This window comes from Photobacterium lucens, assembly GCF_009873615.1.
GTDB lineage: Bacteria > Pseudomonadota > Gammaproteobacteria > Enterobacterales > Vibrionaceae > Photobacterium > Photobacterium lucens.
On sequence record NZ_SSMG01000480.1, the window covers coordinates 1 to 24072 of the forward strand.

The 24072-nt window shown below is 41.3% G+C and carries 20 protein-coding genes; 13 read left to right on the top strand and 7 right to left on the bottom strand.

Annotation, left to right across the window (positions count from 1 at the left end; genetic code table 11):
• Positions 1-464 precede the first annotated feature (464 nt).
• On the top strand, positions 465-1079 hold the full coding sequence (amrA, locus tag E5A76_RS19640) for an AmmeMemoRadiSam system protein A (RefSeq protein ID WP_053986831.1): 615 nt from the start codon (positions 465-467) through the stop codon (positions 1077-1079).
• Between the two features lie 123 nt (positions 1080-1202).
• Entirely contained in the window at positions 1203-1655 is a 453-nt protein-coding gene (locus E5A76_RS19645; RefSeq protein ID WP_161119955.1) for a hypothetical protein, read from the top strand.
• Positions 1656-1728: 73 nt separating this feature from the next.
• Here the strand turns inward: E5A76_RS19645 and E5A76_RS19650 are convergent, their stop codons facing one another.
• The 3 genes from E5A76_RS19650 to E5A76_RS19660 all read right to left on the bottom strand — a co-directional run bounded on the left by E5A76_RS19650 (position 1729) and on the right by E5A76_RS19660 (position 4666).
• Positions 1729-2808 (bottom strand): DUF3541 domain-containing protein, encoded by a 1080-nt coding sequence (locus E5A76_RS19650; protein ID WP_053986833.1) that lies wholly within the window; start codon positions 2806-2808, stop codon positions 1729-1731.
• 124 nt (positions 2809-2932) lie between these two features.
• A complete protein-coding gene (locus E5A76_RS19655) occupies positions 2933-4003 on the bottom strand; it encodes an endonuclease/exonuclease/phosphatase family protein (RefSeq protein WP_392397391.1) in 1071 nt (356 codons plus the stop codon).
• Positions 4004-4174: 171 nt separating this feature from the next.
• Complete coding sequence (locus tag E5A76_RS19660; protein ID WP_053986835.1) at positions 4175-4666, bottom strand: hypothetical protein; 492 nt, start codon at positions 4664-4666, stop codon at positions 4175-4177.
• A gap of 295 nt (positions 4667-4961) precedes the next feature.
• On the opposite strand from E5A76_RS19660, the gene mobB reads away from it, so the two are divergent.
• Positions 4962-5495 (top strand): molybdopterin-guanine dinucleotide biosynthesis protein B, encoded by a 534-nt coding sequence (gene mobB / locus E5A76_RS19665; RefSeq protein ID WP_161119957.1) that lies wholly within the window; start codon positions 4962-4964, stop codon positions 5493-5495.
• Complete coding sequence (locus E5A76_RS19670; protein WP_316247352.1) at positions 5485-5997, top strand: NUDIX hydrolase; 513 nt, start codon at positions 5485-5487, stop codon at positions 5995-5997. Before mobB ends, E5A76_RS19670 begins: the two co-directional genes overlap by 11 nt.
• 61 nt (positions 5998-6058) lie before the next feature.
• On the opposite strand, the gene E5A76_RS19675 is transcribed toward E5A76_RS19670, so the two are convergent.
• The gene (locus E5A76_RS19675) at positions 6059-7282 is read right to left on the bottom strand and encodes an META domain-containing protein (RefSeq protein WP_161119958.1); all 1224 of its coding nucleotides are present in this window, start codon (positions 7280-7282) and stop codon (positions 6059-6061) included.
• A 219-nt stretch (positions 7283-7501) separates the two neighbouring features.
• On the opposite strand from E5A76_RS19675, the gene E5A76_RS19680 reads away from it, so the two are divergent.
• Positions 7502-8836 carry a rhodanese-like domain-containing protein gene (locus E5A76_RS19680; protein WP_161119959.1) on the top strand — a complete coding sequence of 445 codons (1335 nt, stop codon included), beginning with the start codon at positions 7502-7504 and terminating at the stop codon, positions 8834-8836.
• Between the two features lie 389 nt (positions 8837-9225).
• On the opposite strand, the gene E5A76_RS19685 is transcribed toward E5A76_RS19680, so the two are convergent.
• On the bottom strand, positions 9226-10146 hold the full coding sequence (locus E5A76_RS19685; protein ID WP_081001623.1) for a M15 family metallopeptidase: 921 nt from the start codon (positions 10144-10146) through the stop codon (positions 9226-9228).
• A 259-nt stretch (positions 10147-10405) separates the two neighbouring features.
• Positions 10406-10837: an RNA-binding S4 domain-containing protein gene (locus tag E5A76_RS19690; RefSeq protein WP_161119960.1), complete on the bottom strand. Its 432-nt coding sequence runs from the start codon at positions 10835-10837 to the stop codon at positions 10406-10408.
• A 414-nt stretch (positions 10838-11251) separates the two neighbouring features.
• Between E5A76_RS19690 and fusA the strand changes: the two genes are divergently transcribed.
• Positions 11252-13339, top strand: a complete 2088-nt coding sequence (fusA, locus tag E5A76_RS19695) for an elongation factor G (RefSeq protein WP_053986841.1) — start codon at positions 11252-11254, stop codon at positions 13337-13339.
• 191 nt (positions 13340-13530) lie between these two features.
• Positions 13531-14019: a prepilin-type N-terminal cleavage/methylation domain-containing protein gene (locus tag E5A76_RS20795; protein ID WP_161119961.1), complete on the top strand. Its 489-nt coding sequence runs from the start codon at positions 13531-13533 to the stop codon at positions 14017-14019.
• Between the two features lie 72 nt (positions 14020-14091).
• Here the strand turns inward: E5A76_RS20795 and torS are convergent, their stop codons facing one another.
• On the bottom strand, positions 14092-17007 hold the full coding sequence (gene torS / locus E5A76_RS19705; protein WP_161119962.1) for a TMAO reductase system sensor histidine kinase/response regulator TorS: 2916 nt from the start codon (positions 17005-17007) through the stop codon (positions 14092-14094).
• Between the two features lie 150 nt (positions 17008-17157).
• Between torS and torT the strand changes: the two genes are divergently transcribed.
• From torT to E5A76_RS19735, 6 genes are all read left to right on the top strand, one after another.
• Positions 17158-18228 carry a TMAO reductase system periplasmic protein TorT gene (torT, locus tag E5A76_RS19710; RefSeq protein ID WP_161119963.1) on the top strand — a complete coding sequence of 357 codons (1071 nt, stop codon included), beginning with the start codon at positions 17158-17160 and terminating at the stop codon, positions 18226-18228.
• 164 nt (positions 18229-18392) lie between these two features.
• Positions 18393-18851 (top strand): methylglyoxal synthase, encoded by a 459-nt coding sequence (locus E5A76_RS19715; protein WP_008987436.1) that lies wholly within the window; start codon positions 18393-18395, stop codon positions 18849-18851.
• A 206-nt stretch (positions 18852-19057) separates the two neighbouring features.
• On the top strand, positions 19058-20038 hold the full coding sequence (locus E5A76_RS19720) for an alcohol dehydrogenase catalytic domain-containing protein (protein WP_107165308.1): 981 nt from the start codon (positions 19058-19060) through the stop codon (positions 20036-20038).
• 562 nt (positions 20039-20600) lie between these two features.
• Positions 20601-21452 carry an MIP/aquaporin family protein gene (locus E5A76_RS19725; protein ID WP_161119964.1) on the top strand — a complete coding sequence of 284 codons (852 nt, stop codon included), beginning with the start codon at positions 20601-20603 and terminating at the stop codon, positions 21450-21452.
• Positions 21453-21502: 50 nt separating this feature from the next.
• On the top strand, positions 21503-23020 hold the full coding sequence (glpK, locus tag E5A76_RS19730; protein ID WP_161119965.1) for a glycerol kinase GlpK: 1518 nt from the start codon (positions 21503-21505) through the stop codon (positions 23018-23020).
• Positions 23021-23187: 167 nt separating this feature from the next.
• Entirely contained in the window at positions 23188-23970 is a 783-nt protein-coding gene (locus E5A76_RS19735; protein WP_161119966.1) for a DeoR/GlpR family transcriptional regulator, read from the top strand.
• Positions 23971-24072: the final 102 nt, after the last annotated feature.

The following is a 24072-nucleotide window of genomic DNA, read 5'->3' on the forward strand; positions in this document are numbered from 1 at the left end:
GACAAAGATCACTTAACCAACTGTTTTAAATGGACTAAAACGAGTAAATATCCGTAAAAATATTTATTACTAACTTAACAAATTTTAACCTTTCGCATATTGAAAATTAGTAGAAAATAGCTGATATTGATTCTCGTACTATTGTTATTCGTTCCTTCATATCTATACCCAAGTGACTTCAAGATAGGCGATTCAAACGTGGTCACGACTTCGAGTTCAATGCACACTGAACCGTGTAATAGCTAACATCTTCTCAGTTGCTAAAACATAATCAAAGGTGTCATACATTTGCTCGTCGGCATACAAAGCCATTCTCGCTAAACCTCGTACCTTGAGGTTATTTGGGTATACATGTAAAAACGCTAATAGTTTCTAAAAAGCATAAAAACCAAGATAAACAACAATAAATTGCTTTTATTACACGGAAATTTGCTGCTCTGTAACACAGAGTAAAGGAGAACGTTGTGGCTATAATATCTGCTTCACCACTAACCTATGATAAAGGTGAATTAACACAGTTACTTGATATTGCACGTAATGCAATTCAAGACCATTTTTCAGATCAATCAATTGATGCCCCACGGCTTGAGCATTACACACGAAAAATGCAGCAACCCGGTGCATGCTTTATTACTTTAGAAGTAAACAACGAATTACAAGGTTCAATGGGAACAACAATCCCGTCCCGTCCGCTGGTTATTGAAGTACACAATAAAGCCATTGCAAGTGCCTATGAAGATCGTCGTTTCATGCCCCTTTCAGAAGAGCAACTGGATGATTTAACAATTGAAGTCGAAGTGTTATCACCATTAGAGACGGTCGACATTACCTCACATCAAGCATTAGTTGAGTACTTAAAACAAAAACCTGTTGGTGTTGTTCTAACTGACCGTCAAACACAAGCGATCATCTTACCGAGTCGCTGGAAAAAAGGCGTTACACCTGAACAATTTGTGCAACAATTAAAACAAAAAGCGGGTTGGGCACCGCATTATTGGTCGCCAACCATGGTTGTTAAAACATTTACAACTGACTCTCTCAAAGAAAAGTACGCAAAAATCCGCAGTAAATATTTCTGATCATCAAAGCAAACAGCAGTAACTACTGTTGTTTGCTTATTCAGAACTTTTCAGTATTCTATTTATAAAATTTAGCTCATAATGTTCACTTAACAATCAATCATTTATGTAGGTGAATAACTTATGGTCGCATTTTTACGCACATTTTTACTAGGTACCTTAGTCATACTGACGCTAAATGGATGTAACAGTACACCTAAAGTAGAAAAAGATGGCTGGGTAAAAATTGCTACTAAAACAGCTAACTTTAAAAGTGAAGAAGATGTCGTCGATATTAATAACTATTTCTCGAAGCAGAAATACGATGCACTTAAGCTCACTTGTATCCAAGGCACAGTGAATATTAAAGATATTAATGTGAGTTATGCTGATGGCAAGACCCAAAGTTTACAAACACTGGGTGTACTAACAACTGACAGTTCAACTCGCCCATTGCTCTTAAACACTAAAGAACAAACAATTAATAAGATCACGCTAAGTTATAAAAGCCTAGGTAGCCTTGCATTAAATGCAGCAGGTGTAACAAAAAAAGCGAAGATTGAAATCTGGGCACGTAAACCTAAAGAAACAAACTAAGCATTCACGAACAATAAAAAAGGTGAAGTCGATATCTCGTACTTCACCTTTTGTATTTTCTACCGTTAACAGCTTATTTGGCAATCAAGCCGTAAGGAACATGTTTAAACATATCTGGCTGACGATTCACCGTAGGGCCAATATGCGCCCCTTTCCAATCAAGCAACATGATGGCAAGTACATTACGATGCTCACCAGATTCTAAATCAAAATCCCCTGTCACAGATGGGATCATCCCATGGTTATCATTAATTGCATGTTGGATAGCATAGCGTGTTTTATCAACAATAGGATCATTCTCAAGACCGGCTAATAAGAATGACACGCCAACTTCAGCAATGACGTCTTCTTTGGTGTTTTTGATAATGTGATCGATATTTTTGCGGTAGTAATCAAAAATCCATTGAAAGTCTTTTTCTTGAATAGGTAACTGGTAATACTGCGATGCAGCAAAAATTATATGGGTTAATATATAAATTTTATTGCCGTATTGCTGCTCCGATAACTTACTATCTTGGCTGTCAGGGTAAGTTTCACGAAAGGCAATAACGAACTCATTCACCACATCTTGTTCACCCAGTTGACGTAACCAATAAACCTGATTGGCTAATTGTGCGCCCCATGCACGGATCATTTCAGGATCAGTCGCGTACTTTTTGAAATCATAGCGACGGATCACTTCTCTTAACTTAGTGTCATCACGGTGTTTTAAACCATATTCATTCGCACGCGCCATTGAGCCGAGCAACCCTACCCCTAAATACATATATTCAGGCATCGCTTTGGTTGCAGCTAATCGACGTTGACTACGTTCTTTAGGGGAATCTTTATAGCTTTGTAATCGCTTTAAACCATATTGTGTGATCTGCTCTGGTGTGGTGAGTTCAGCTGAAAACTTATTAAGGTTGCTGGCAACACGTGCCATATCCTGCCAAATAGCAGCACTGTATTTAGGATCTAAGGATTGGCGATACATTCTTAAGCCATAATGTCCCGCAGTAAACGCTGGCAACGTATATAACTGAGGCTCAAAAGTTTGGCGAATTTGCTCAGCACTTTGCTGATAGGAAATCGTAAGCTGTAAACTATTCGCAGCATACGACCAGCAGAATAAAAGAATTAAAATCCAAGAACGAAAAGATAGCAAACGCATAATCACTCAACAGTCAAAGCAAAAACGAGCGCGCAGATTATCATCTTATCTATCGCAAGCTATTAATTTTTCATCATATACTATTCATATGACCCATAATTGTTAGCATGATCACAGACACAATCTACTGAGAAACAGTGATATCAACCCACACCATTCGGTGATCTGAACCTGCCGTTGGCTTTTCTTTCCCTTTACAATCGAGAATTAAATGACGTAAAGGATCGTGTTTATCAGGCCAAAAAACACCGCTATTCATTACGGTTAAGTGCGTCGAAGGTAAAACATAATCTAAACGAAGACCTGCCAGATGTGTCCATTCATTTTTACGACCTTTGCGCTTTTGCCAAGGATAGTAATGCTGCCCACCTTCACTTTTCGGTGTATTTACTCCACGACTAACTGAACGATTGATCTTATCGTGTTTAAGCAAATGCTGAATAGCAGACTTAATACCGTCACCATCATCCATATCAGCATTAAGATCCCCCATCACAACGAAAGCATCCTCAGGCTGTAAACCACCAGCTTGCTTTTTATCATCAATAAGATACGACGCATTCTCTATGATATCGATTAACAGTTGGATTTCATCATGATTACGTTTGGCGTTACGACGCTCATTGCCATCAAATACTGGTGGTGTTGGGTGACAACACAGTAAATTAATTTCTTTACCATCAACTAAAACAGGCACTACAACATGGTTTTTTGATGATAAGCGAAGGACTTCTTGTGCCGCTTTTGAATAATAATCGGTAGGTAACAATGCATTCGGCATCGTTTTCCACAGTAACGTCTGCCAAGTGCGAATTTTATCTTCATTTAATGGATATTTAGATAAGATCACAAAGCTAAAATGACCATGAAACTCACCAAAGCCCAAACCATCTTCAGGTAATGTACGCACACCATCACCATTAAGATCGACAGGGCTCAATAAGCCAGTGTTGGACGGAGGACAATAACGATAAGGATAGTGAATTGCGGCTTGTTGATATTGAGACTGTGCTAAATAATGCTGACAAAAGTTATCAAGACTGCCGTCATCACCACCTTGTCCGAAATGATCAAATTCGCACAAAAGTAATACATCAGCATTAACGTGTTGAATGATCGCAGCTAACCGCTGAAACCTTTTGTTATCAGTTTTTGCCGTTTGATGTAGGATACGCCCTGATTCAGGCTCTGACATCGAAACATTGAACATAGCAACACGTATAGATTTATCCGTATCTAGAAAAGACGATCTACTCTCAGCCACTCGATTTCTCATCATCAATAATTAAAGTGGCATTGTAATCATCCCGTTCCAGTTAGCAAATGCAAACCTCGAAACTTAATTTTTCTAAATATAAAGAATGAATTAGGATGGTTTAACAAGAGTATCAATCACTAAACGTATTTGCGTGGCATCATAACCCGCCTGATGTTTCATCTCGCACAAATTATCCAATGCCAACTTAAAATGCCCGCGTTCTAAACCATTTTGATTTTTAAGCCAATGGCTCACTTCTGTTAAAACAAAAGAAGGACGCATATGTGCGGCATGATAAAGACGCCCTAACCAAAATAAATCCCATTCACTATCACAAAGTACCAATTCATACGGACCTAATACCTTGTTTAAATGCTGGCAAACATCCATCACTTGCATACCGTGTTGCTCTAGCGTTTGGCGAGAGATCTTATGGATATCTGATTGCGCAGTTTGATCCCAATGCGTCCAGTTATCTGAAGCCGATAATGGATTAATGAATATACTATTGCTTGTACCATCAGGCAGTGAATACCCTACTTCAATAGGATAAGAATGCTCTGATAAACCTGATGCTTCAAAATCGACAATTGCCCACATTACACACTCCCTGTTTATATTATTTGGTTGTTAATCATTCACCTCCATGCAATGACAACAACGATAAAATAAATTGCTAGTGACGAACTCATCACTTTTTAACTTTAGACCGTGAGGTTAAACGCAACAAAATTTCCTAGCAAAAGATTATATTTAAGACACTCCAACCAAAAATAATAAGAGACAATAAAAGGCTTATCTCTGATTTAATCGTTCGAAAAGTCCTCTCTTTCTGCCTTTCCCTTTTCATTAACGGTATAATTACCTGCATTATTTCTTCTAACATTGATGCGCTATGATTACGTCCCCAACTCCTTTGATTGGCTTTGCCGGCTTTAGTGGTTCAGGTAAAACAACCCTACTGGAAAAAGTCATCCCTTTATTAACACAAAACGGCATTCGTCTTGGTTTAATTAAGCATAGTCACCATGATATTGAGCCTGATGTTCCCGGCAAAGACAGTTACCGTCTGCGTCACGCAGGTTGCGGGCAAACATTACTGGCCACCAAGTCACGTCATATGTTGTATTTCGAGTATCCAGAAGAAGAGCGAAAAGATCCTGAGCTTAATGACTGTTTAGCACAGCTCGATCACAGCAAATTGGATTTAGTATTAATCGAAGGCTTTCGCGAACAACCTTTCCCTAAAATTGAAATTCATCGCCCGTCTTACAATAAACCTTTGCTATACCCAAACGATCCTTACATCATGGCATTCGCAACAGATGACAACACGCTATCCTGCCCGTTGCCTCTGCTTGATATAAATGATCCAAAAGCTATTGCACAATTTGTTTTAGATTGGTTAAGGGAACAACGTGAGTCATAGTCAGCCTCGCTTTTGTCCTCAATGCGGGCAAAAAACACTCTCTCAATGCAGTGCAAAACAATTTGTATGTACACATTGCCAATTTACTTATTTTCACAATCCTGCAGCTGCAGTGATGATTGCCATTACGGTTGAAGATGAGTTACTCATTGCAATTCGAGGCAGAGAGCCTGGCTTAGGTGGTTGGGACTTACCCGGCGGTTTTGTTGATCCAGATGAATCATTAGAGCAAGCCGCGATAAGAGAAATTCAGGAAGAGCTTGGTATTACCATTGATACACTTACTTACCAAGGTTCTTTCAGCAATACCTATCGCTATAAAGAGGTCGAATACAAAACTTGTGATACCTTTTTTGTTTGCTCTTTACCAAGTAAACCAACGTTGATAGCACAAGATGATGTTGCCGAAGTATTATGGGTTAAAAAACAGGATATTGAGCTAGAGCGATTTGCTTTTCTCTCCACGCAACATGCTATTTTTCAGTGGTTACAGCAAAAGTAATAGACATAAAAAATCTCAGCACATCTCATCATGGCTGAGATTTTTATTACGTGACTCGCACTTATTTTGCTGTTGTTTCCGCTTTTTTCAGAGGAACACGAGAATAAATCATCACACCAAATTGACCATTAACACGGTAAGACAAAGCAAGTTTGCCTGCAAAATAGGTAAATTGACTCACACCGCCCAACTGCTCCAAATAGCGTTGTTGCTGCTCTGCGGCTAACGGGCTACTGCATTGTTTCTCTGTCACTGATACATGATTTTCTAGTACATCGATAAAGCCCGGTTGGGTTTCTGACTTAACCGTTACCGTATACCGATTACAAGCAACGTTCCCCATGAAATGACCATTCACATAGCGAAGGCTAATATTGGTATTGTCACTAACAGGATCACCGTAACGCCAGCTTTCTAATTGCCATTGAGTATTAGCTAATATATTCGGTGTTAAACGAACTACTTTATGTAATATTGGCTCTTCTACTAACTTATTCTGCCCGTTTAAATACCAAACATGTTGTACAACATCACCAGGGCAACAAGCAGGATCCCCCTTACCTGGTTGAATCACATCTAAAATAATCTTCTTATTAACAATCTTCAGATCTTTAACACGGAAACGATCACCAACAAACGTCGTCGCTATATTGTTTAAATGACCACTTTGCTTATCCACGACAGCAAGGTAAAGAAACTGTCCCGTACCGCCAGGTGAATAATTAAGTAACACAACGGCCATATCTTTATTGCTAACCGTTAATGGCCCCACCGCTTTAATATCATCCAATAAAATCACTTGTGGCATCACAGAGCCACCAGGCTGGTACGGCTCACCAGCCCATAAACCATGTTGGAGTTTAATAGAAGTACCGATGTCTTCAATGCCTTTAAAGCGTGCTTGTTTTAAATCTTGAAAACTGTAGGTTGCTAAAGGAGGTAGGATGGTTGCATTGATCTCTTTAATATTTTGGATACGAGAACGATAACTATCAATTAAACAACGTTGTGGTGCTGAGTGCTTCAAACACAATTGACGAGCTTCTAGCCAATTTTTCTGTGTCTCTTTCATCACAGCAGCTTCATTCACCATCGATTGAGTCACTGCTTGTTGATAAACCTCAGATAACTGCTTATTGAGAACAACCAATTCAGCATCATGACAAATAAGCTTATCAAGCTCGGATGAGACTGAATGACAATCTGATGCATCTAAGCTGGCAGCCATTAGCGCTGGGCTAAATATAGCAACAGCTCCAGCTAAAAAGGGCACCAAACGTTTCATACTGCTTCCTCTACTTTCTACTTTCACTGTTTTTGAAAACAGCTTAATAATCAATTTCGACACAGTACTTAGTAATAAGTTCCTTTCCTAAACTTGGTATTAACTTAGCAATATATTCGCAGTGTTTACGCTTTACTTACGCGCCATCAATTGTATAACAAATAAAATTCGCTAGAATGTTGCCTCGTTTGCTCATACAGCAGATCTAACAGGTTTTTTATGCGCGCTTTAAATCAACTTTTTGTGACATGTCTTTTAGCTATCAGCAGCTCATGTTTTGCTCAAGCAAACACAGTGTCGATGCCGATCACGACATTCAAACAATTAGCCCAACAACAAGTCGATCCAGACATTCAAGTAATTGACTGCCGAGACAGTAATTACTTCAATGGCTGGCCTCAAGGTAATGCAACACGCGGCGGTCATATTCCCAATGCGATTAATATCGATAGCAAATGGTTAACGTTACTCACCCCAGAGCAACTAACTACCTTTATTAAAAATCGAGGATTATCACCAACAAAACCAACTGTTTTGTACTGCGGTGCAGATGGCGTATCAGCCATGAAGAAGGCATTAAAACAGCAAGGCTTTACCTCTGTATCAAGCATTACAGAGCCTGTCACTGATTACCAAGGTAAATTGCAAAAGCTAGCAAACTTCGAGCACCTTGTTTCCGCGCAATGGGTGGAACAGCTTATCAATCACAAGCAGCCCCTTTACGCGCCGCAACATGGTTACAAAATCGTCGAAGTAGAATGGGGACCACCATCAACCTATTTGCTTTCCCATATTCCTGGCTCGCTATATGTCAATACCAATGACATCGAAAGCAAACCTTGGTGGAACAAAGTCAGCAATGCAGATCTTAAAAAAGTGATCAATGATCTAGGGATCCGTTACGACACGACTGTGATTGTTTATGCTCGTAACAATATGTCAGCAGCCCGTTTCGCTAACTTCCTCATGTATGCAGGTGTACAAGATGTACGCTTACTCAATGGTGGTTGGAATGCATGGGTAAATGCAGACTACCCTACTCAAGCTTTTATTAATGAAAACCACGATGACGTCAGTTTTGGCAAAATCATTCCAGCCAATCCACAATACTTGACGGATTTACAACAAGCTAAAGCGTTATTACAGCAACCTCGTGATACCCATTCATTAGTCAGTATCCGTACTTGGCAAGAATATATCGGTAACACCAGCGGTTATGACTACATCAAACCTAAAGGTCGAATTAAAGGGGCGAAATGGGGTCATGCTGGTTCAGATTCTTACCATATGCAAGATTTCAATAACCCTGATGACACCATGAAAAGCGGCGCACTAATCGCAAAGCAATGGGCGAAGTGGGACATTAAGCCAACTCAAAAAGTTGCTTTCTTTTGTGGTACAGGCTGGCGAGCATCTGAAGCCTTTTTCTATGCCTATGTCATGGGCTGGAAAGATATTAGTGTCTTCGATGGGGGCTGGTATCAATGGAGTGCAGATAAGAATAATCCAATTGCTGAAGGCGTCCCTGCACACACACCTTACGCTTCACATTAAAAAACGGTAGCCATTGTGCTACCGTTTTTCTTTAAAATTTAGAATATTTATCTTTAAAATCATCACAAAATAGGTTGATGACAATTCTCTAACCAATAACTTACTAGAAGCTTACAAAAGCCATATTGAACAACATCTAACCACCCATTAGCATTTGCGCTCTTTCATTATTTACAAAGAGGCAAAGCTATTTATGTTTAACATCGCCCCTGTCTATTTAGTGAATAATCACAGTAAAAGAGCACGCTACGCACAGGCAAACATACCATCAACGCCCCCCAATAACACAACGACTCAAAAAACCGAATCCACCACGCTGCGCTTTCATGGCTATGATCATCGTGGAGAAATACAGCCTCAAACGACAGTAAAAGGCTGTACTATCAATGTTAGCGTTTAACACAAATCTCTGAGCGCAAAGGGACTTGCTCGATTTCTGCCATCACCTTACTTGGATTGGCTTGATAGGCTTTATTTAGCGAAGATACGCCCAACTTATGTTTAAGATAATTGGTGTAATCATTAAATTTGTATTCGCTGTAAGCTTTAGGGTACATACGACTACAACTGTTATACCACTCTACATAATGCTTGAAGAATAATGTCGCTTGCTGCGCACTCATCGTCGACATCATCACTGCCATTTCTTTTGATAGCTGGAAATGCTGATAATCAATTGGCGAATTCCAAAAACCGCCCCAGTATAAGAAGCCATTGCGAGCAAAGATATCTACAACTGTTTCAGCCATCCCTTTTCTATCAGGCTTACCATAACGATAGATTTCACGGTTCGCATATTTTGTTCCCTCTACCGGACTATATTTCGCTTGCCCTGGACGAGGAAAAGTCACAAAAGGATTCTGAACCGGATTTAAATCAATCGCAGCACCATAAGCATGCAAAGATAAACTGCTCGTTCCTTCTACCGGACGGTAATTAAAAGCAGAAGTATTATTGTCCGTCATTGATTTCGTATCATCGCCACGATACTTTTCAATCGGTACCGCTTTATGAATAGGAAAACCGACTTGATATAACTCATCAAAAATCTTACCTACATAAGGAGCAACCGCATCCATCACAATGATCTGACCATTACTGTGACTACGCCCAGAAAAATCACGGTATTTAAACGTCACCTTTTTTAAGCGCTGACATTGAACAGGTGCTGAAGTACTCATTACGCCTACACTCGACATCGCCTGACATTCAGCTGAAGTTATCGATGTTACCGTTGCTGCTGTTGCACTACCAACAACGCCCATCATACCTAGAGCAAGTCCTAGTTTAATTAGTTGCTTATTCATCATCCATTCTCACTTAATATACCCAAGTGACTTCAATATGCCTGATTCAGAGCGAGGTCACTGAGTTGAATTCAAGGAAGACAACGAAGCGGAATAGCGAGCTCTTTCCAAGTTGTCTGACGCAAGAAGTCGGTTCAGTGACACGCTCCCAAAGGGCGAGCGTCCTTAGCTCAACACTGCATCTTGAAGTTACTTGGGTTATAGACAATAAAAAGACGCCACTCTGTGCGCCTTTCTTTTATATATCTTTTAGCTATTACGATTAAAAGCTAATTGGTTTACGACCTGTTGCCGTATCCGCTTTCGCTTCAGTGGCTTTATTTGCCGCTTTCTTCGTCACAGAACGATTACCTGCAGCTTTTGGCTTATTACTCGGCGCTTTTTTCTTATCCGCTTTTTTCGGCGCAGGCTTAGAAACTGGTTTAGGTTTTACTTGCTCAACCTGCTCTTGTACTGGTTGGTCACAAAGCACAACGTAAAATTCACCGTTAAACTCAATCACGTCGCCGTCGTACATTTTACAACGCTTACGCAATTCAACTTCACCATTCACTGCAACATAGCCTTCAGAAATGGCATATTTTGCTTCACCACCACCGCTTACAAGGTTGGCAATTTTTAGCACTTTATAAAGTTCGATAGGTTGAGCTGAAACTTCAATAGCAATCGCTTCAACTTCAATTTCTTCAGACATGTTGATAACTCAATACGAGATTAAAAAGGAATTTGGTACCAATTCTAACCCACATTGCAACATGAAGGAAAAAAATGACGAAATAGAACAGCATTTTGTAAAGTAATACTCAAAATCATTGATAGTAAACAGCAAAATGTTCAGTAATCTTTACAATCTGTGTTAATTATTGTCGATTCTCATCCTAAAAAACATGACAAAAATATAACTTTTTCAACTTACATTTCCCAAAAACCTAGGCTAATCTTTTTTTTTGTAGTCTTATTTGCTTGGTTATTGGGCAAGAAAGCGGATTGCTAGAATAAAAAGCAAGCGAATAACGATTTAATTACGCATAGCTATGTTCTGATTGACATAAGTAGTGCTATAATCCGCCACCTCACATGTGACAGTAATTGTTTATAGAGAAAAACAATGACAGATTTATCTAAATACAGAAACATTGGTATTTTCGCGCACGTTGATGCGGGTAAAACTACTACTACCGAGCGTATCCTTAAGCTTACTGGTAAAATCCACAAGATCGGTGATACTCACGACGGTTCAACTACTACTGACTTCATGGAGCAGGAAGCTGAGCGTGGTATTACAATCCAGTCTGCAGCAGTTAGCTGTTTCTGGAACGATCACCGTCTAAACGTTATCGATACTCCAGGACACGTTGACTTCACAGTTGAAGTTTACCGTTCTCTTAAAGTACTTGACGGCGGTATCGGTGTATTCTGTGGTTCTGGTGGTGTTGAGCCTCAGTCTGAGACTAACTGGCGTTACGCTAACGAATCAGAAGTATCTCGTCTGATCTTCGTTAACAAACTAGACCGTATGGGTGCTGATTTCTACCGCGTTGTTGACCAAGTTAAGAACGTACTAGGTGCTACACCTCTAGTTATGACTCTACCAATCGGCCGCGAAGAAGACTTCGTAGGTGTTGTAGACGTTCTAACTCGTCAAGCTTTCGTATGGGATGACACTGGTCTTCCAGAAAACTACTCAATCCAAGAAATCCCTGCGGATATGGTTGATGACGTTGAAGCTTACCGTGAAGAGCTAGTTGAAACTGCTGTTGAGCAAGACGACGACCTAATGGAAGCTTACATGGAAGGTAACGAGCCTTCTATCGAAGATCTTAAGCGTTGTATCCGTAAAGGTACTCGTGACCTAGCATTCTTCCCAACTTTCTGTGGTTCTGCATACAAGAACAAAGGTATCCAACTTGTTCTTGACGCTGTTGTAGATTACCTACCAGCTCCAGACGAAGTTGACCCACAACCTCTAACTGATCCAGAAACTGGTGAAGAGACTGGCGAAGTAGCAACTGTATCTGCTGACGAACCATTCCGCGCACTAGCGTTCAAGATCATGGACGACCGTTTCGGCGCCCTAACTTTCGTACGTATCTACTCTGGTAAGCTAAACAAGGGTGACACTATCCTTAACTCAGCTACTGGTAAGACTGAGCGTATCGGCCGTATGGTTGAGATGCAAGCGAACGATCGTAACGAACTAACTTCAGCTCAAGCTGGTGACATCATCGCTATCGTTGGTATGAAGAACGTTCAAACTGGTCACACTCTATGTGATGTTAAGCACGAGTGTACTCTTGAACCAATGATCTTCCCAACTCCAGTAATCTCTATCGCTGTAACTCCTAAGGACAAAGGCGGTTCTGAGAAGATGGGTATCGCTATCGGTAAGATGGTTGCAGAAGATCCATCATTCCAAGTTGAGACTGACGAAGAAACTGGTGAAACAATCCTTAAAGGTATGGGTGAACTTCACCTAGACATTAAGGTTGATATCCTTAAGCGTACTTACGGCGTAGACCTAATCGTTGGTCAACCTCAGGTTGCTTACCGTGAAACTATCACTCAACCTGTTGAAGATAGCTACACGCACAAGAAGCAGTCTGGTGGTTCTGGTCAGTTCGGTAAGATCGACTACCGCATCAAGCCTGGCGAGCAAGGTTCTGGCTTCAAGTTCACATCAACAGTTGTTGGTGGTAACGTGCCTAAAGAATTCTGGCCTGCAGTAGAAAAAGGCTTCGAAGTCATGATGGACAACGGTGTTCTAGCTGGCTTCCCAACGCTAGACGTTGAAGTTGAGCTATTCGACGGTGGTTTCCACGCAGTTGACTCATCAGCAATCGCGTTCGAAATCGCAGCGAAAGGTGCATTCCGTCAATCTATGCCTAAAGCTGGTCCACAGCTTCTAGAGCCAATCATGCACGTTGACGTGTTCACTCCTGAAGATCACGTTGGTGACGTAATCGGTGACCTTAACCGTCGTCGTGGTATGATCAAAGACCAACAAGCTGGTGTTACTGGCGTACGTATCAAGGGTGATGTACCACTTTCAGAAATGTTTGGTTACATCGGTACTCTACGTACTATGACTTCTGGTCGTGGTCAGTTCTCTATGGAGTTCGCACACTACGCACCATGTCCTGCAAACGTTGCTGAAAAAGTAATCGCTGAGCAGAAAGAAAAGAACGCTAAGAAGTAATTTTTAATTACTCTAAGTAATCTTTTTAACCCCGAGGGCTACGCTCTCGGGGTTATTTTTTATCTGAAAACTATGCAACCATCACAATAACAGCTCACCATTAATTCTTTTCTGGTATATCTTATTTCTCTTCTTGTACACTTCTCTATCCCATCGCAATAGGTATTTATCACAAAGGATAAGGATAGTGCATGAAACACCGAAAACAGATTGGCTTTACCTTAATTGAATTAGTCATTGTTATTGTTATTCTTGGTATCATCGCTGTAACTGCTGCACCCAAATTTCTCAATATTTCCAGTGATGCTAGAGTAGCCGTACTCAAAGGTATTGCAGGTAGTATCAAAACAATCAACACGATAGTGAATACCAAAGCGATCATTCAAGCTGTACCAGATAAAGGCCTCGATACTAACAGAACCATCACAACTAATTTAGGCCCTGTTGATACTTGGTATAAGTATCCGGAAAGTGTGGCAGAGAAAGGCAAAGGGTTGGGAATTGCAGAGCTCATTGAGCTTGAAGGGCACAATATTACTATCTTTAATGAAGATAAGAGTAATCCGCAATGCTATTCGATTAAAATGGGTTATAACGAAACAACCTGCTATGTAAAATATACAGAAGCATGTGGTACAACAGTACCAGCTAAAGTCGAGGTTGTTTCAAGCCAGTGTTAGCTTAGAAACACCTATTGCAGATAGTAAAAAGGGACGCTAGACGTCCCTTTTATTTTATATGTAACCTAACGTTTAACTGTTTATAAACGTTGTTTCCAATATCGCGACGGATTGTTCAAAGATAGTTTGTAATAAACTCGGATCAAGCCCATCAATCGAGCCTTCTTTGGCACCTTTTTCAAATTCTAAACAGATCTGATGTAACTGCATTAAGCCCATCGTACCCGCAGCGCCTTTTAAGGTGTGTGCATCTTTTGCTACATCTTGCAGATTATTATCTTCAATCGCTTGCTGCAGCTTAGTCAATGTTTGGCTAGATGACTCGCCAAATAAATGAATTAACTGTTTAACTTGCGCCTCACCCAATACTTTTAAGTCACTGCCTAACACTGACTCTTGTAGTAAAGGAATTGAGCTTTCAGTTTGCTCAGGCTCTATCACTTCGCCTCCAATACCTTTTTCTATGATCACGCGTTTCTCACCTTTTAAGATGCTGTTCATCGTATCAATCAGCTGTTTTTCGACTAATGGCTTAGGTAAGAAACCTGCAAAGCCCGCATTTAAGTAAATTTCCACTTCTTCACGGAACACATGAGCTGAGAATGCCACCATAGGTGTCGGCTCTTCCCATGATTCATGGTTATTATCTTCTAAGCGACGTAAGCGTGATAACAATTGTACGCCATCGGTATCAGGCAAATTAATATCTAACAGTGCGATATCAAAGCGTTGATTTTTATATATCTCTTCCGCTTCAGCACCATCAGCAGCGGTAACAACAGTATGCCCTAAACGTGTTAAGAAACCTTCTGCCACCATACTATTTACTGGGTTATCTTCCACAAGAAGAATGTGAGCTGATGGCATATGAACACGTTGGTCATCTGATTCTAATGAGCCTTCACCATGCTCTAACGGTAATGCAAACCAGAAGCAACTACCTTCACCTACAACAGAATCTAGGCCAATTTCACCATCCATTGCAGCCACAATGTGCTTACTGATCGCAAGCCCCAAACCTGTTCCTTCGATGGACTTACGCCCTGCTTCAGCTTGTTTAAAGGCACTAAAGAGTAGATTTTGCTCCTCTTCATCAATGCCGATACCAGTATCACGCACCGAGAACAGTAGTTCATCAGGCATATCGGGATGAGGCTCTACGGTGATAGACACCTTACCGTTGTCTGTAAATTTAATCGCATTACCAACAAGGTTTACCAGCACTTGACGAATACGGCTCTCATCACCATACCACATGCCTTCTACTTCAGGTGCAATGTGATATTCCAAACCAATACGTTTGGCTAGTGCCCGCCCTTCCAGCATATTAGCAACATCCGTCACCATACGTGAAACCGAGAAGTCGCTAGGACGAATATCAAGATGCCCTGCTTCAATTTTTGAGTAATCAAGAATATCGTTCAAAATATCAAGTAAGGTTTCACCACTGCGGTTGATCACATCAAGGTAACGTTTCTGCTGTGACGTCAATTGTGTATCAGCAAGTAAGGATGCAGTACCCAATACACCATTCATTGGAGTACGAATTTCATGGCTCATGGTTGCCAAGAATGCCGATTTTGCTCGGTTAGCTTTCTCGGCTTCATCACGGGCTTTATAGTGGTTATACACCTCTTCATTTAGACGACTGTTGATCTTCTCAAGCTCACCCGTACGTTTAGCGACTAACCTTTCTAAACTCGCTTTATGTTGTTGTAACTCTTGACGGGCTTTCGATTCGGCTTGTGCTAACCGATATCTTTCATTAGCAGTATCGCGAGCAACCAAAATCGCTCGTCCCATTTGCGCCAATTCATCATCACCACGTACATTAATACGAACACCCAAATCACCACGAGTTAATGCTGATAGTGCACGGCTGTATTCATTAATTCGGCAAATCACACGAGCGTAAACAAAACGCCACATGATCAGCACTAATGCCATTAAACCAATCGCCGAGATCACAATCAGCGTATTGCGGGCAAGGGTTAAGGTATGATCAACGCGTTTAACCGCTTGTTGAGTATTAACATTCGCTGCATCAATAATGTCATCAACGGTATTATTTAATTGCTGGAATAACACCAAGTTTTGCTGATCGAGTCGCTCTACATCTTGTTTGGCATAAATCAATTGTTCAATCACGCCAAATAATAACTGCCCACGATTCAACTTGGTGGTTAATGCTGTTAATTGCTCTGAACGACTTGGATCTTCGACTGATTTCACTCGCTGACTCATAATACGAACCGCATCGTTATAACGCTTCTTGAGCGCCACCAGCGATTTAATGTCTGCCACACGATTAGAGTCATCGAGCATATTGATCACTTGCAGCGATAAAAAGCGCAATTCAAACAAGCGCTCAGACAAATCCATATCTACTTCAACCAGACTATCAAGCGCTTTATAAACAGCAGGCTTATTGCCATCTGCTACAAGATCATAAATACGCGAAACGTTGGCAACCGCAATGGTGTTAGCATTGGATACTTGCGATTGGGAAAGATTATCAATTTGATGCGTCGCCTTGGTCATATCTGCTGTCAGCTTATCTAACTGACTTTGCAGATCAATTTGTCGCCCTACTAACAAACCAAGTAAGGCTAAATTATCGACGATACGCTTCACATCATCTTCAAGTTTTGCCATTAACGGTTGATCAAAGGAATACTGCTCTAACGAATGTAAGCTACGATTCAACGCTTCAATATGAATCGTCAATGCTCGCCCTTGACGCATACGTTCAGATTCCGCTTTTGATTTCGCTAGCACTTGCGCATTAAAAATAATACGAGAGCTTAAATCAGAAAGTTGACGAGCCTCTGCCAAAGAGGGAACGGCTGAATTAATTACGGTTCTTTCTGTTTTAGCCACTAATGAAAAGCCAGCTACCCCAATCATTACAGCAATGATCATCAGGCCAGCCATGGCGGAAAAGGCTAATAGCAATTTTGCTCCGATACCTTTTCGGGTAAACGTCATAAATAGTCTCTACATCAAAATGGTTGCAACCCATATATAATATCGTATATCTGTCGTTGCTCAGTCATGCTTTCTATTTCACCTCAGGAAATAAAGCGGTACTATTTTGCCAGCGATACCGCTTTAAACCTAAAAATAATGTTGGTAAGAATGCGCATTTTTTGTCTTGTTATATTTTTATTATCTATCCAATCCGCTTTTGCTAGAGAAGTAATTTCATATCAGCCACCTTTTCAAGCGGATAAAAAAGCCACGAAAATTCAATATGATTTTTTAACATCTGTCACTAAGCCGTGGAAGATTTGTGCAGTTTACCCACATTTAAAAGATTCGTATTGGTTATCGATCAATTATGGAATGGTTAAGCAAGCAAAAAAATTGGGTATCACCTTAAAAGTCATGGAAGCTGGCGGCTACCCCAATTTGGATAAACAGACATTACAGCTACAAAGTTGCCGTAAATGGGGGGCTGATGCGATTATTTTAGGTACTGTAGATAGCCAAGCATACAACGGTAAATTATCCCAACTCATTGGTGATATTCCGGTATTTCTAATGACTAATAATATCGATTTCTCTGATCCTGATATTCGCGAACACGTAAAAGCCAAAGTGGGTGTCAATTGGTATGACATGGGTAAAGCCGCTGGTGAGTATTTAGCGAAACATCACCCTAAAGGCTCAGGTGTTGTAAAAGTAGCATGGCTGCCAGGCCCTCAACTTCGTGGTGGTACAAAACCAGTTTCTCGAGGTTTTAGAGATGCAATTAAAAACAGTGATGTGGAAATTGTTACCACACTTTGGGGCGATAACAGTAAAGAGCTGCAAAGAAATCTAATCCAACATCTATTTGCTACTAACGTAGATTTTAACTACATCGTCGGTGGTGCAGTTGCCGCAGAAGTTGCCATTAGTGAGCTGCGTACACACAATATTCATGATGTGAAAATTGTTTCGACTTACTTAAGCCATGGTGTTTACCGTGGTCTGCGTCGTAACCGTATTTTGTTCGCGCCTACAGATAAAATGGCAGAGCAAGCAATGCTATCGGTCGACCAAGCTGTGCGCTATCTTGAACATAAGCCAGTGGTACTTGATGTTGCGCCATCCATTGTTGATTTAACACCAAACTACTTACCACCAAAAGTAATTGCCGAATCGCTATCTCCAGCTGAGTTTCGCCCATCATTTTATGTGAAAGCTCATAAAGTAAAACATTAAAGCTCTCCCCTACGTGATCGTTTGATCACGTAGGGAAATACCTGTCTCCAATAATACCTGTGTCACCACAAAGATTTAATCTATTGTATTTTACTCGTAACCAAGGTTCTGCTATTCATACGTGGCAACACGTTGAATATAGAACCTTATCGCAAGGAAATATGATGGATAGAACAACCCGTACAATGGCACGCTCAAAACATATCGCTCTTGTTGCTCACGATAACTGTAAAAAAGATCTTCTCCGCTGGGTAACTGAGCATAAAGATAAGCTCGCATCTCATGAGCTTTACGCCACAGGCACAACAGGTCATCTTCTATCGAAAGAAACGGGCTTACCAATCACCTGTTTGATCAGCGGTCCAATGGGTGGTGACCAACAATTAGGCGCACTGATCTCTGAAGGCAAAATCGATATGATGATTTTCTTCTGGGATCCACTCAATGCCGTTCCACACGATCCTGATGTAAAAGCACTACTACGTATTTCCGCGGTTTGGAATGTTCCTGTAGCCACGAACCGTGCGAGTGCTAACTTTATGATCACATCTCCACTACTTGATCAAGAAGTCGCGATTGAAGTACCGGACTACGACTCCTACCTCGCAGAACGTATCAACTAACCCCTTTCCTTTCTAAAAAAGCCTTTTATAAATGTCCTCATTTAAATAATCGTATAAAAGGCTTTATTTGCTTTTTCTATGTGAGAGTCCTCTCATTAAGCGAAATTTCATCCTGTTTTAACACTATTCCAACAACTTCATCATGAAAACTTGTGTAATACGTTATATTGTTATTTAGATTAGCAGCATAGTAGAGGAAGTTGCCTATGAAAGCGTGGATGTTAAAGCAGCCAAATGGAATGAGTGCACTATCTCTCGAAGAAACCGATAAACCAACCCCCGCATCTGATGAAATCTGCATTAAGGTTGCCGCTGTCGGTGTTAACCCTATGGATTACAAATTAACGGAATGGGGTTACGCAACATGGAACTACCCTCAAGTCATTGGGTTAGATGTGGCAGGTACCGTTGAAAGCATGGGGAAAGATGTAAAACAGTTTTCAACCGGTGATAGAGTGATCTTTTTTGCCGATCCAAGAACAGCAGGAGGCTTTGCCGAATACGCATGTGTAAAAGCTTCAGCAGCCAGCCGTATTCCGCTCACCCTCTCATTTACCGATGCTGCCGCCTTACCGTGTGCAGGTTATAGTGCATGGATAGCAGTACATGACAAACTCCAAGTACAAAAAGGTCAACGCATAGCTATTACCGGTGCCGGTGGTGGCGTGGGTGGTTTTGCCGCACAATTAGCCAAAAAAGCAGGTGCGACCGTCTACGCAATCGCAGAGCGTCAGCACCATCAACGTTTACTGAGTTATGGACTGGATGCTGTTATCGCTCCCGATCAAAACGTGGCATTGGAAATCATTAACCTAACCGAAGATCAAATGCTACACAGTGTGATTGATTGTGTTTCAGCCCGCTCCGGCAGCATGATGAGTGCCTTGATCCGTTATAACGGACATATCGTGATGGTGGCTGATCAATTTGACCAAGTGCCACTACTTGCTACGACCAAAGCATTGAGTATTCATGAAGTTGCGTTACATGGCACCTATGCCCATGGTGCACCAGAGCATATTGCGCATCTTGCTAATATTGGTAACAAACTCAGTGAACTTGTTGCAGATAATGAGCTTAAAAGCATGGTGGGAAAAATCCTCCCCTTTGAAAAACTGCCTGAAGCACTAAATTGCATTAAAGAAAAAAAACATAGCGGAAAAGTGATCGTGTATGTTAACGGCTAAACGAGACGATTATTTATTAAAAATACGTTATATACCCAAGTGACTTCAATATGCCTGATTCAGAGCGAAGTCACTGAGTTGAATTCAAGGAAGACAACGAAGCGGAATAGCGAGCTCTTTCCAAGTTGTCTGACGCAAGAAGTCGGCTCAGTGACACGCTCCCAAAGGGCGAGCGTCCTTAGCTCTCAGACTTTGTTAACGATTCTCAATGTAGAACCACTATATCTTCGAATCGTTGCCGCGCCTGAGAACTAAGGTCGTCTCGCTGAACACTGCATCTTGAAGTTACTTGGGTATACAGGACTCTTGAAGAGTCCTTTTTATTTGCCCCTCCTACTTCTAAATCATCTCTATCCATCACATATACCTTTTAAGATTCGTAGAGCAACTATCAATATGTTCAAAACCATGAGCAAGTTAACAATTCAGATACATAAAACAACAACAAAATGCTCGAACGCTCATTTTTAGTGTCTTTTTGTTTTCGAAATGTGAATATTGTGGAAAATGCTCACCGTGCTCAACCAATAACGAAACATTCGGTATAACAAGGATAATAAAGATGAAAACAACGAAACATCCCTCACTCCTCGGCGAATGCATTGCTGAGTTTATAGGAACCGGACTATTAATCTTCTTCGGCGTAGGCTGTGTTGCCGCTTTAGTATTAACGGGGGCTGACTTTGGTCAATGGGAAGTCAGTATTATCTGGGGCTTAGGCGTCACAATTGCAATCTATTGCACAGCAGGTGTTTCAGGTGCACACATCAACCCCGCAGTAACTATCGCCCTTGCTGCTTTTCATGGATTTGATAAAAAGAAAGTTGCCCCTTACATTATCAGCCAACTTTTAGGTGCATTCTGCTCAGCAGCCCTTGTCTATGCGCTTTACAGCAACTTATTTACCCAATACGAAACCACTCATCACTTCATTCGAAGCAGTAATGAAGCTCTTGCTACTGCTGGCATTTTCTCAACTTACCCACACGCTAGCATTTCACTCTTTGGTGCTTTCGCGGTTGAGTTTGTTATCACTGCAGTATTGATGTTCGCCATTCTTGCGCTCGGTGACGAACATAACGGTGCTTCTCGTGGCGCATTGAACCCATTACTTATCGGTATCTTAATCGCGGTGATAGGTAGCTCTTTAGGTCCATTAACCGGATTTGCCATGAACCCTGCTCGTGATTTTGGTCCTAAATTATTTGCCTACTTTGCTGGCTGGGATAAAGCACTATCAGGTGGCTTAGACATTCCTTACTTTATCGTACCAATTTTAGCACCTATTGCAGGAGCTTGTTTTGGTGGTTGGTTATATCCAAAAGTCATTGCCCAACATCTGCCACAAGAAGGTCAAGGATGTACGATCCCCAATCAATGTGAAGAAAACAAAGACGTAGAAGTGCGCGTATAAGACAAAAACGACTAACTATAATAATAATGCTCTGAAATAAAGGACCAAACATGAACGAACAAAAATATATCGTCGCGTTAGACCAAGGTACAACAAGCTCACGTGCCGTTATTCTTGATCACGATGCCAATATCGTTAGTGTGTCACAGCGAGAATTCACCCAAATTTATCCCCAAGCTGGTTGGGTTGAACATGATCCTTTAGAAATTTACGCGACGCAAAGTTCGACACTGGTTGAAGTGCTGGGTAAATCCGGTATTCGCAGCGATCAAATCGCAGCAATTGGTATCACGAACCAACGTGAAACCACCATTGTATGGAATAAAGAAACGGGTAAACCAGTATATAACGCCATAGTTTGGCAATGCCGTCGTACTGCAGACATCTGTGAAGAGCTCAAAAGTCGTGGTTTAGAAGACTATGTTCGTGACAATACAGGTCTTGTGCTTGATCCTTACTTCTCAGGCACTAAAGTAAAATGGATTTTAGATAACGTCGACGGTGCACGTGAAGATGCCGAAGCCGGTAAGCTGTTATTTGGTACGGTCGATACATGGCTAGTATGGAAGATGACACAAGGTCGTGTTCACGTAACAGATTACACTAACGCCTCTCGTACCATGCTATTTAATATCAACACACTAGAATGGGATCAGAAGCTACTCGATGAACTTGGTATTCCAGTCTCTATGATGCCTGAAGTGAAACGTTCATCGGAAATTTACGGCCAAACAAACATTGGTGGTAAAGGCGGTACACGTATTCCTATTGCAGGTATTGCGGGCGATCAGCAAGCCGCATTATATGGGCAAATGTGTGTAGAGCCAGGACAAGCGAAGAATACTTATGGCACTGGTTGCTTCTTATTAATGAATACCGGACAAGAAAAAGTTTCGTCAAACCACGGGCTTTTAACAACGCTAGCTTGTGGCCCTTCAGGAGAGCCATCTTACGCACTAGAAGGTGCGGTCTTTATGGGTGGCGCATCCATTCAATGGTTACGTGATGAAATGAAGCTATTGGCGGATGCAAAAGACTCTGAATACTTTGCCACAAAAGTCGATACATCCAATGGCGTTTACGTTGTACCTGCGTTTACCGGATTAGGTGCGCCTTATTGGGATGCTTATGCGCGAGGTACCATCGTTGGGCTTACTCGTGGCGTAAACTCAAATCATATTATTCGCGCAACCCTTGAAAGCATCGCTTATCAAACCCGTGATGTAATTGATGCCATGAAAGCAGATTCAGGAATTCAGCTTGCCGCACTGCGAGTTGATGGCGGTGCTGTTGCCAATAACTTCCTAATGCAATTCCAATCGGATGTACTTAATACAGAGGTACACCGCCCAGAGGTTACTGAAGTGACGGCATTAGGTGCAGCTTATCTTGCTGGATTAGCTGTCGGTTTTTGGGGAAGCCTTGATGAGTTAAAAGATAAAGCCGTACTCAATCGCACATTCTACCCTCACGCATGTGATGATAAACGCGACCGCCGCTATAAAGGTTGGAAACGCGCAGTCAAATGCGCACAAGCTTGGGCTGAGATGCATGATAGCGAAGATTAATCGTTAAAAATGCGCGTAAACGATAAAAAGAGCGTTCTTTGTAACGCTCTTTTTTCATTTGAGGACAGATAAGAGAATTGAATCACTTCAATGACAAAGAGAATTGACGCACAATAGATCAGGATAAACGAACATTTGGCAACGCCAAGTCATACAAGGAAAATGTTGTGAAACAAATACCAAGACACCAAGAAATTGTAGAGTTGGTGATGAAACAAGGTTACGTCAGCACAGAAGAGTTAGTGGAGCGTTTTAACGTCAGCCCTCAGACCATACGACGCGATCTTAATGAATTAGCCGACGCTAATAAAATACGTCGCTATCATGGCGGCGCGACAACACCGCTAAGCTCTGAGAATACCTCTTATAACACCCGTAAATCGCTGCACTTCAGTGAAAAAGATTTGATTGCTGCAAATCTTGTTAAACATATCCCTGATGGCGCTTCTTTATTTATTGATATCGGTACGACACCTGAAGCCGTTGCACGTGCCTTATGCCTACAACACAAGCAATTACGCGTTGTGACCAATAACCTAAACGTCGCCACTATCCTACTTCCTAACCCAGAGGTTAAAGTCATCCTCGCAGGTGGCGAAGTCCGCGATCATGATGGCGGAATTATTGGCGAAGCCACTCTCGACTTTATCCAGCAATTTCGTCTAGATTTCGGCATTTTAGGTATTAGCGGCATTGATAATGACGGCTCATTACTGGACTTTGATTATCATGAAGTTCGTGTGAAACAAGCAATCATTGAAAATAGCCGTAGCGTGTTCCTAGCTGTTGATCATTCAAAGTTTGGTCGTAACGCCATGGTAAAATTAGGCAATATTTCACAGGTTGATGCTCTATTCACTGATATGTCTCCACCTGAACATATTTTATCTATCATTAATGAACATCAAATCCGAGTTGAAGTGACCACTTCAAGTGACATGGATGAATAATTTCACCAAAATTCTCGACTAAAATTGGTGCATTTTTTTATATAAGTCACATAAACGAGCAAAAACGAACAATAAACGAAAACTTAACATGATCATAATCGA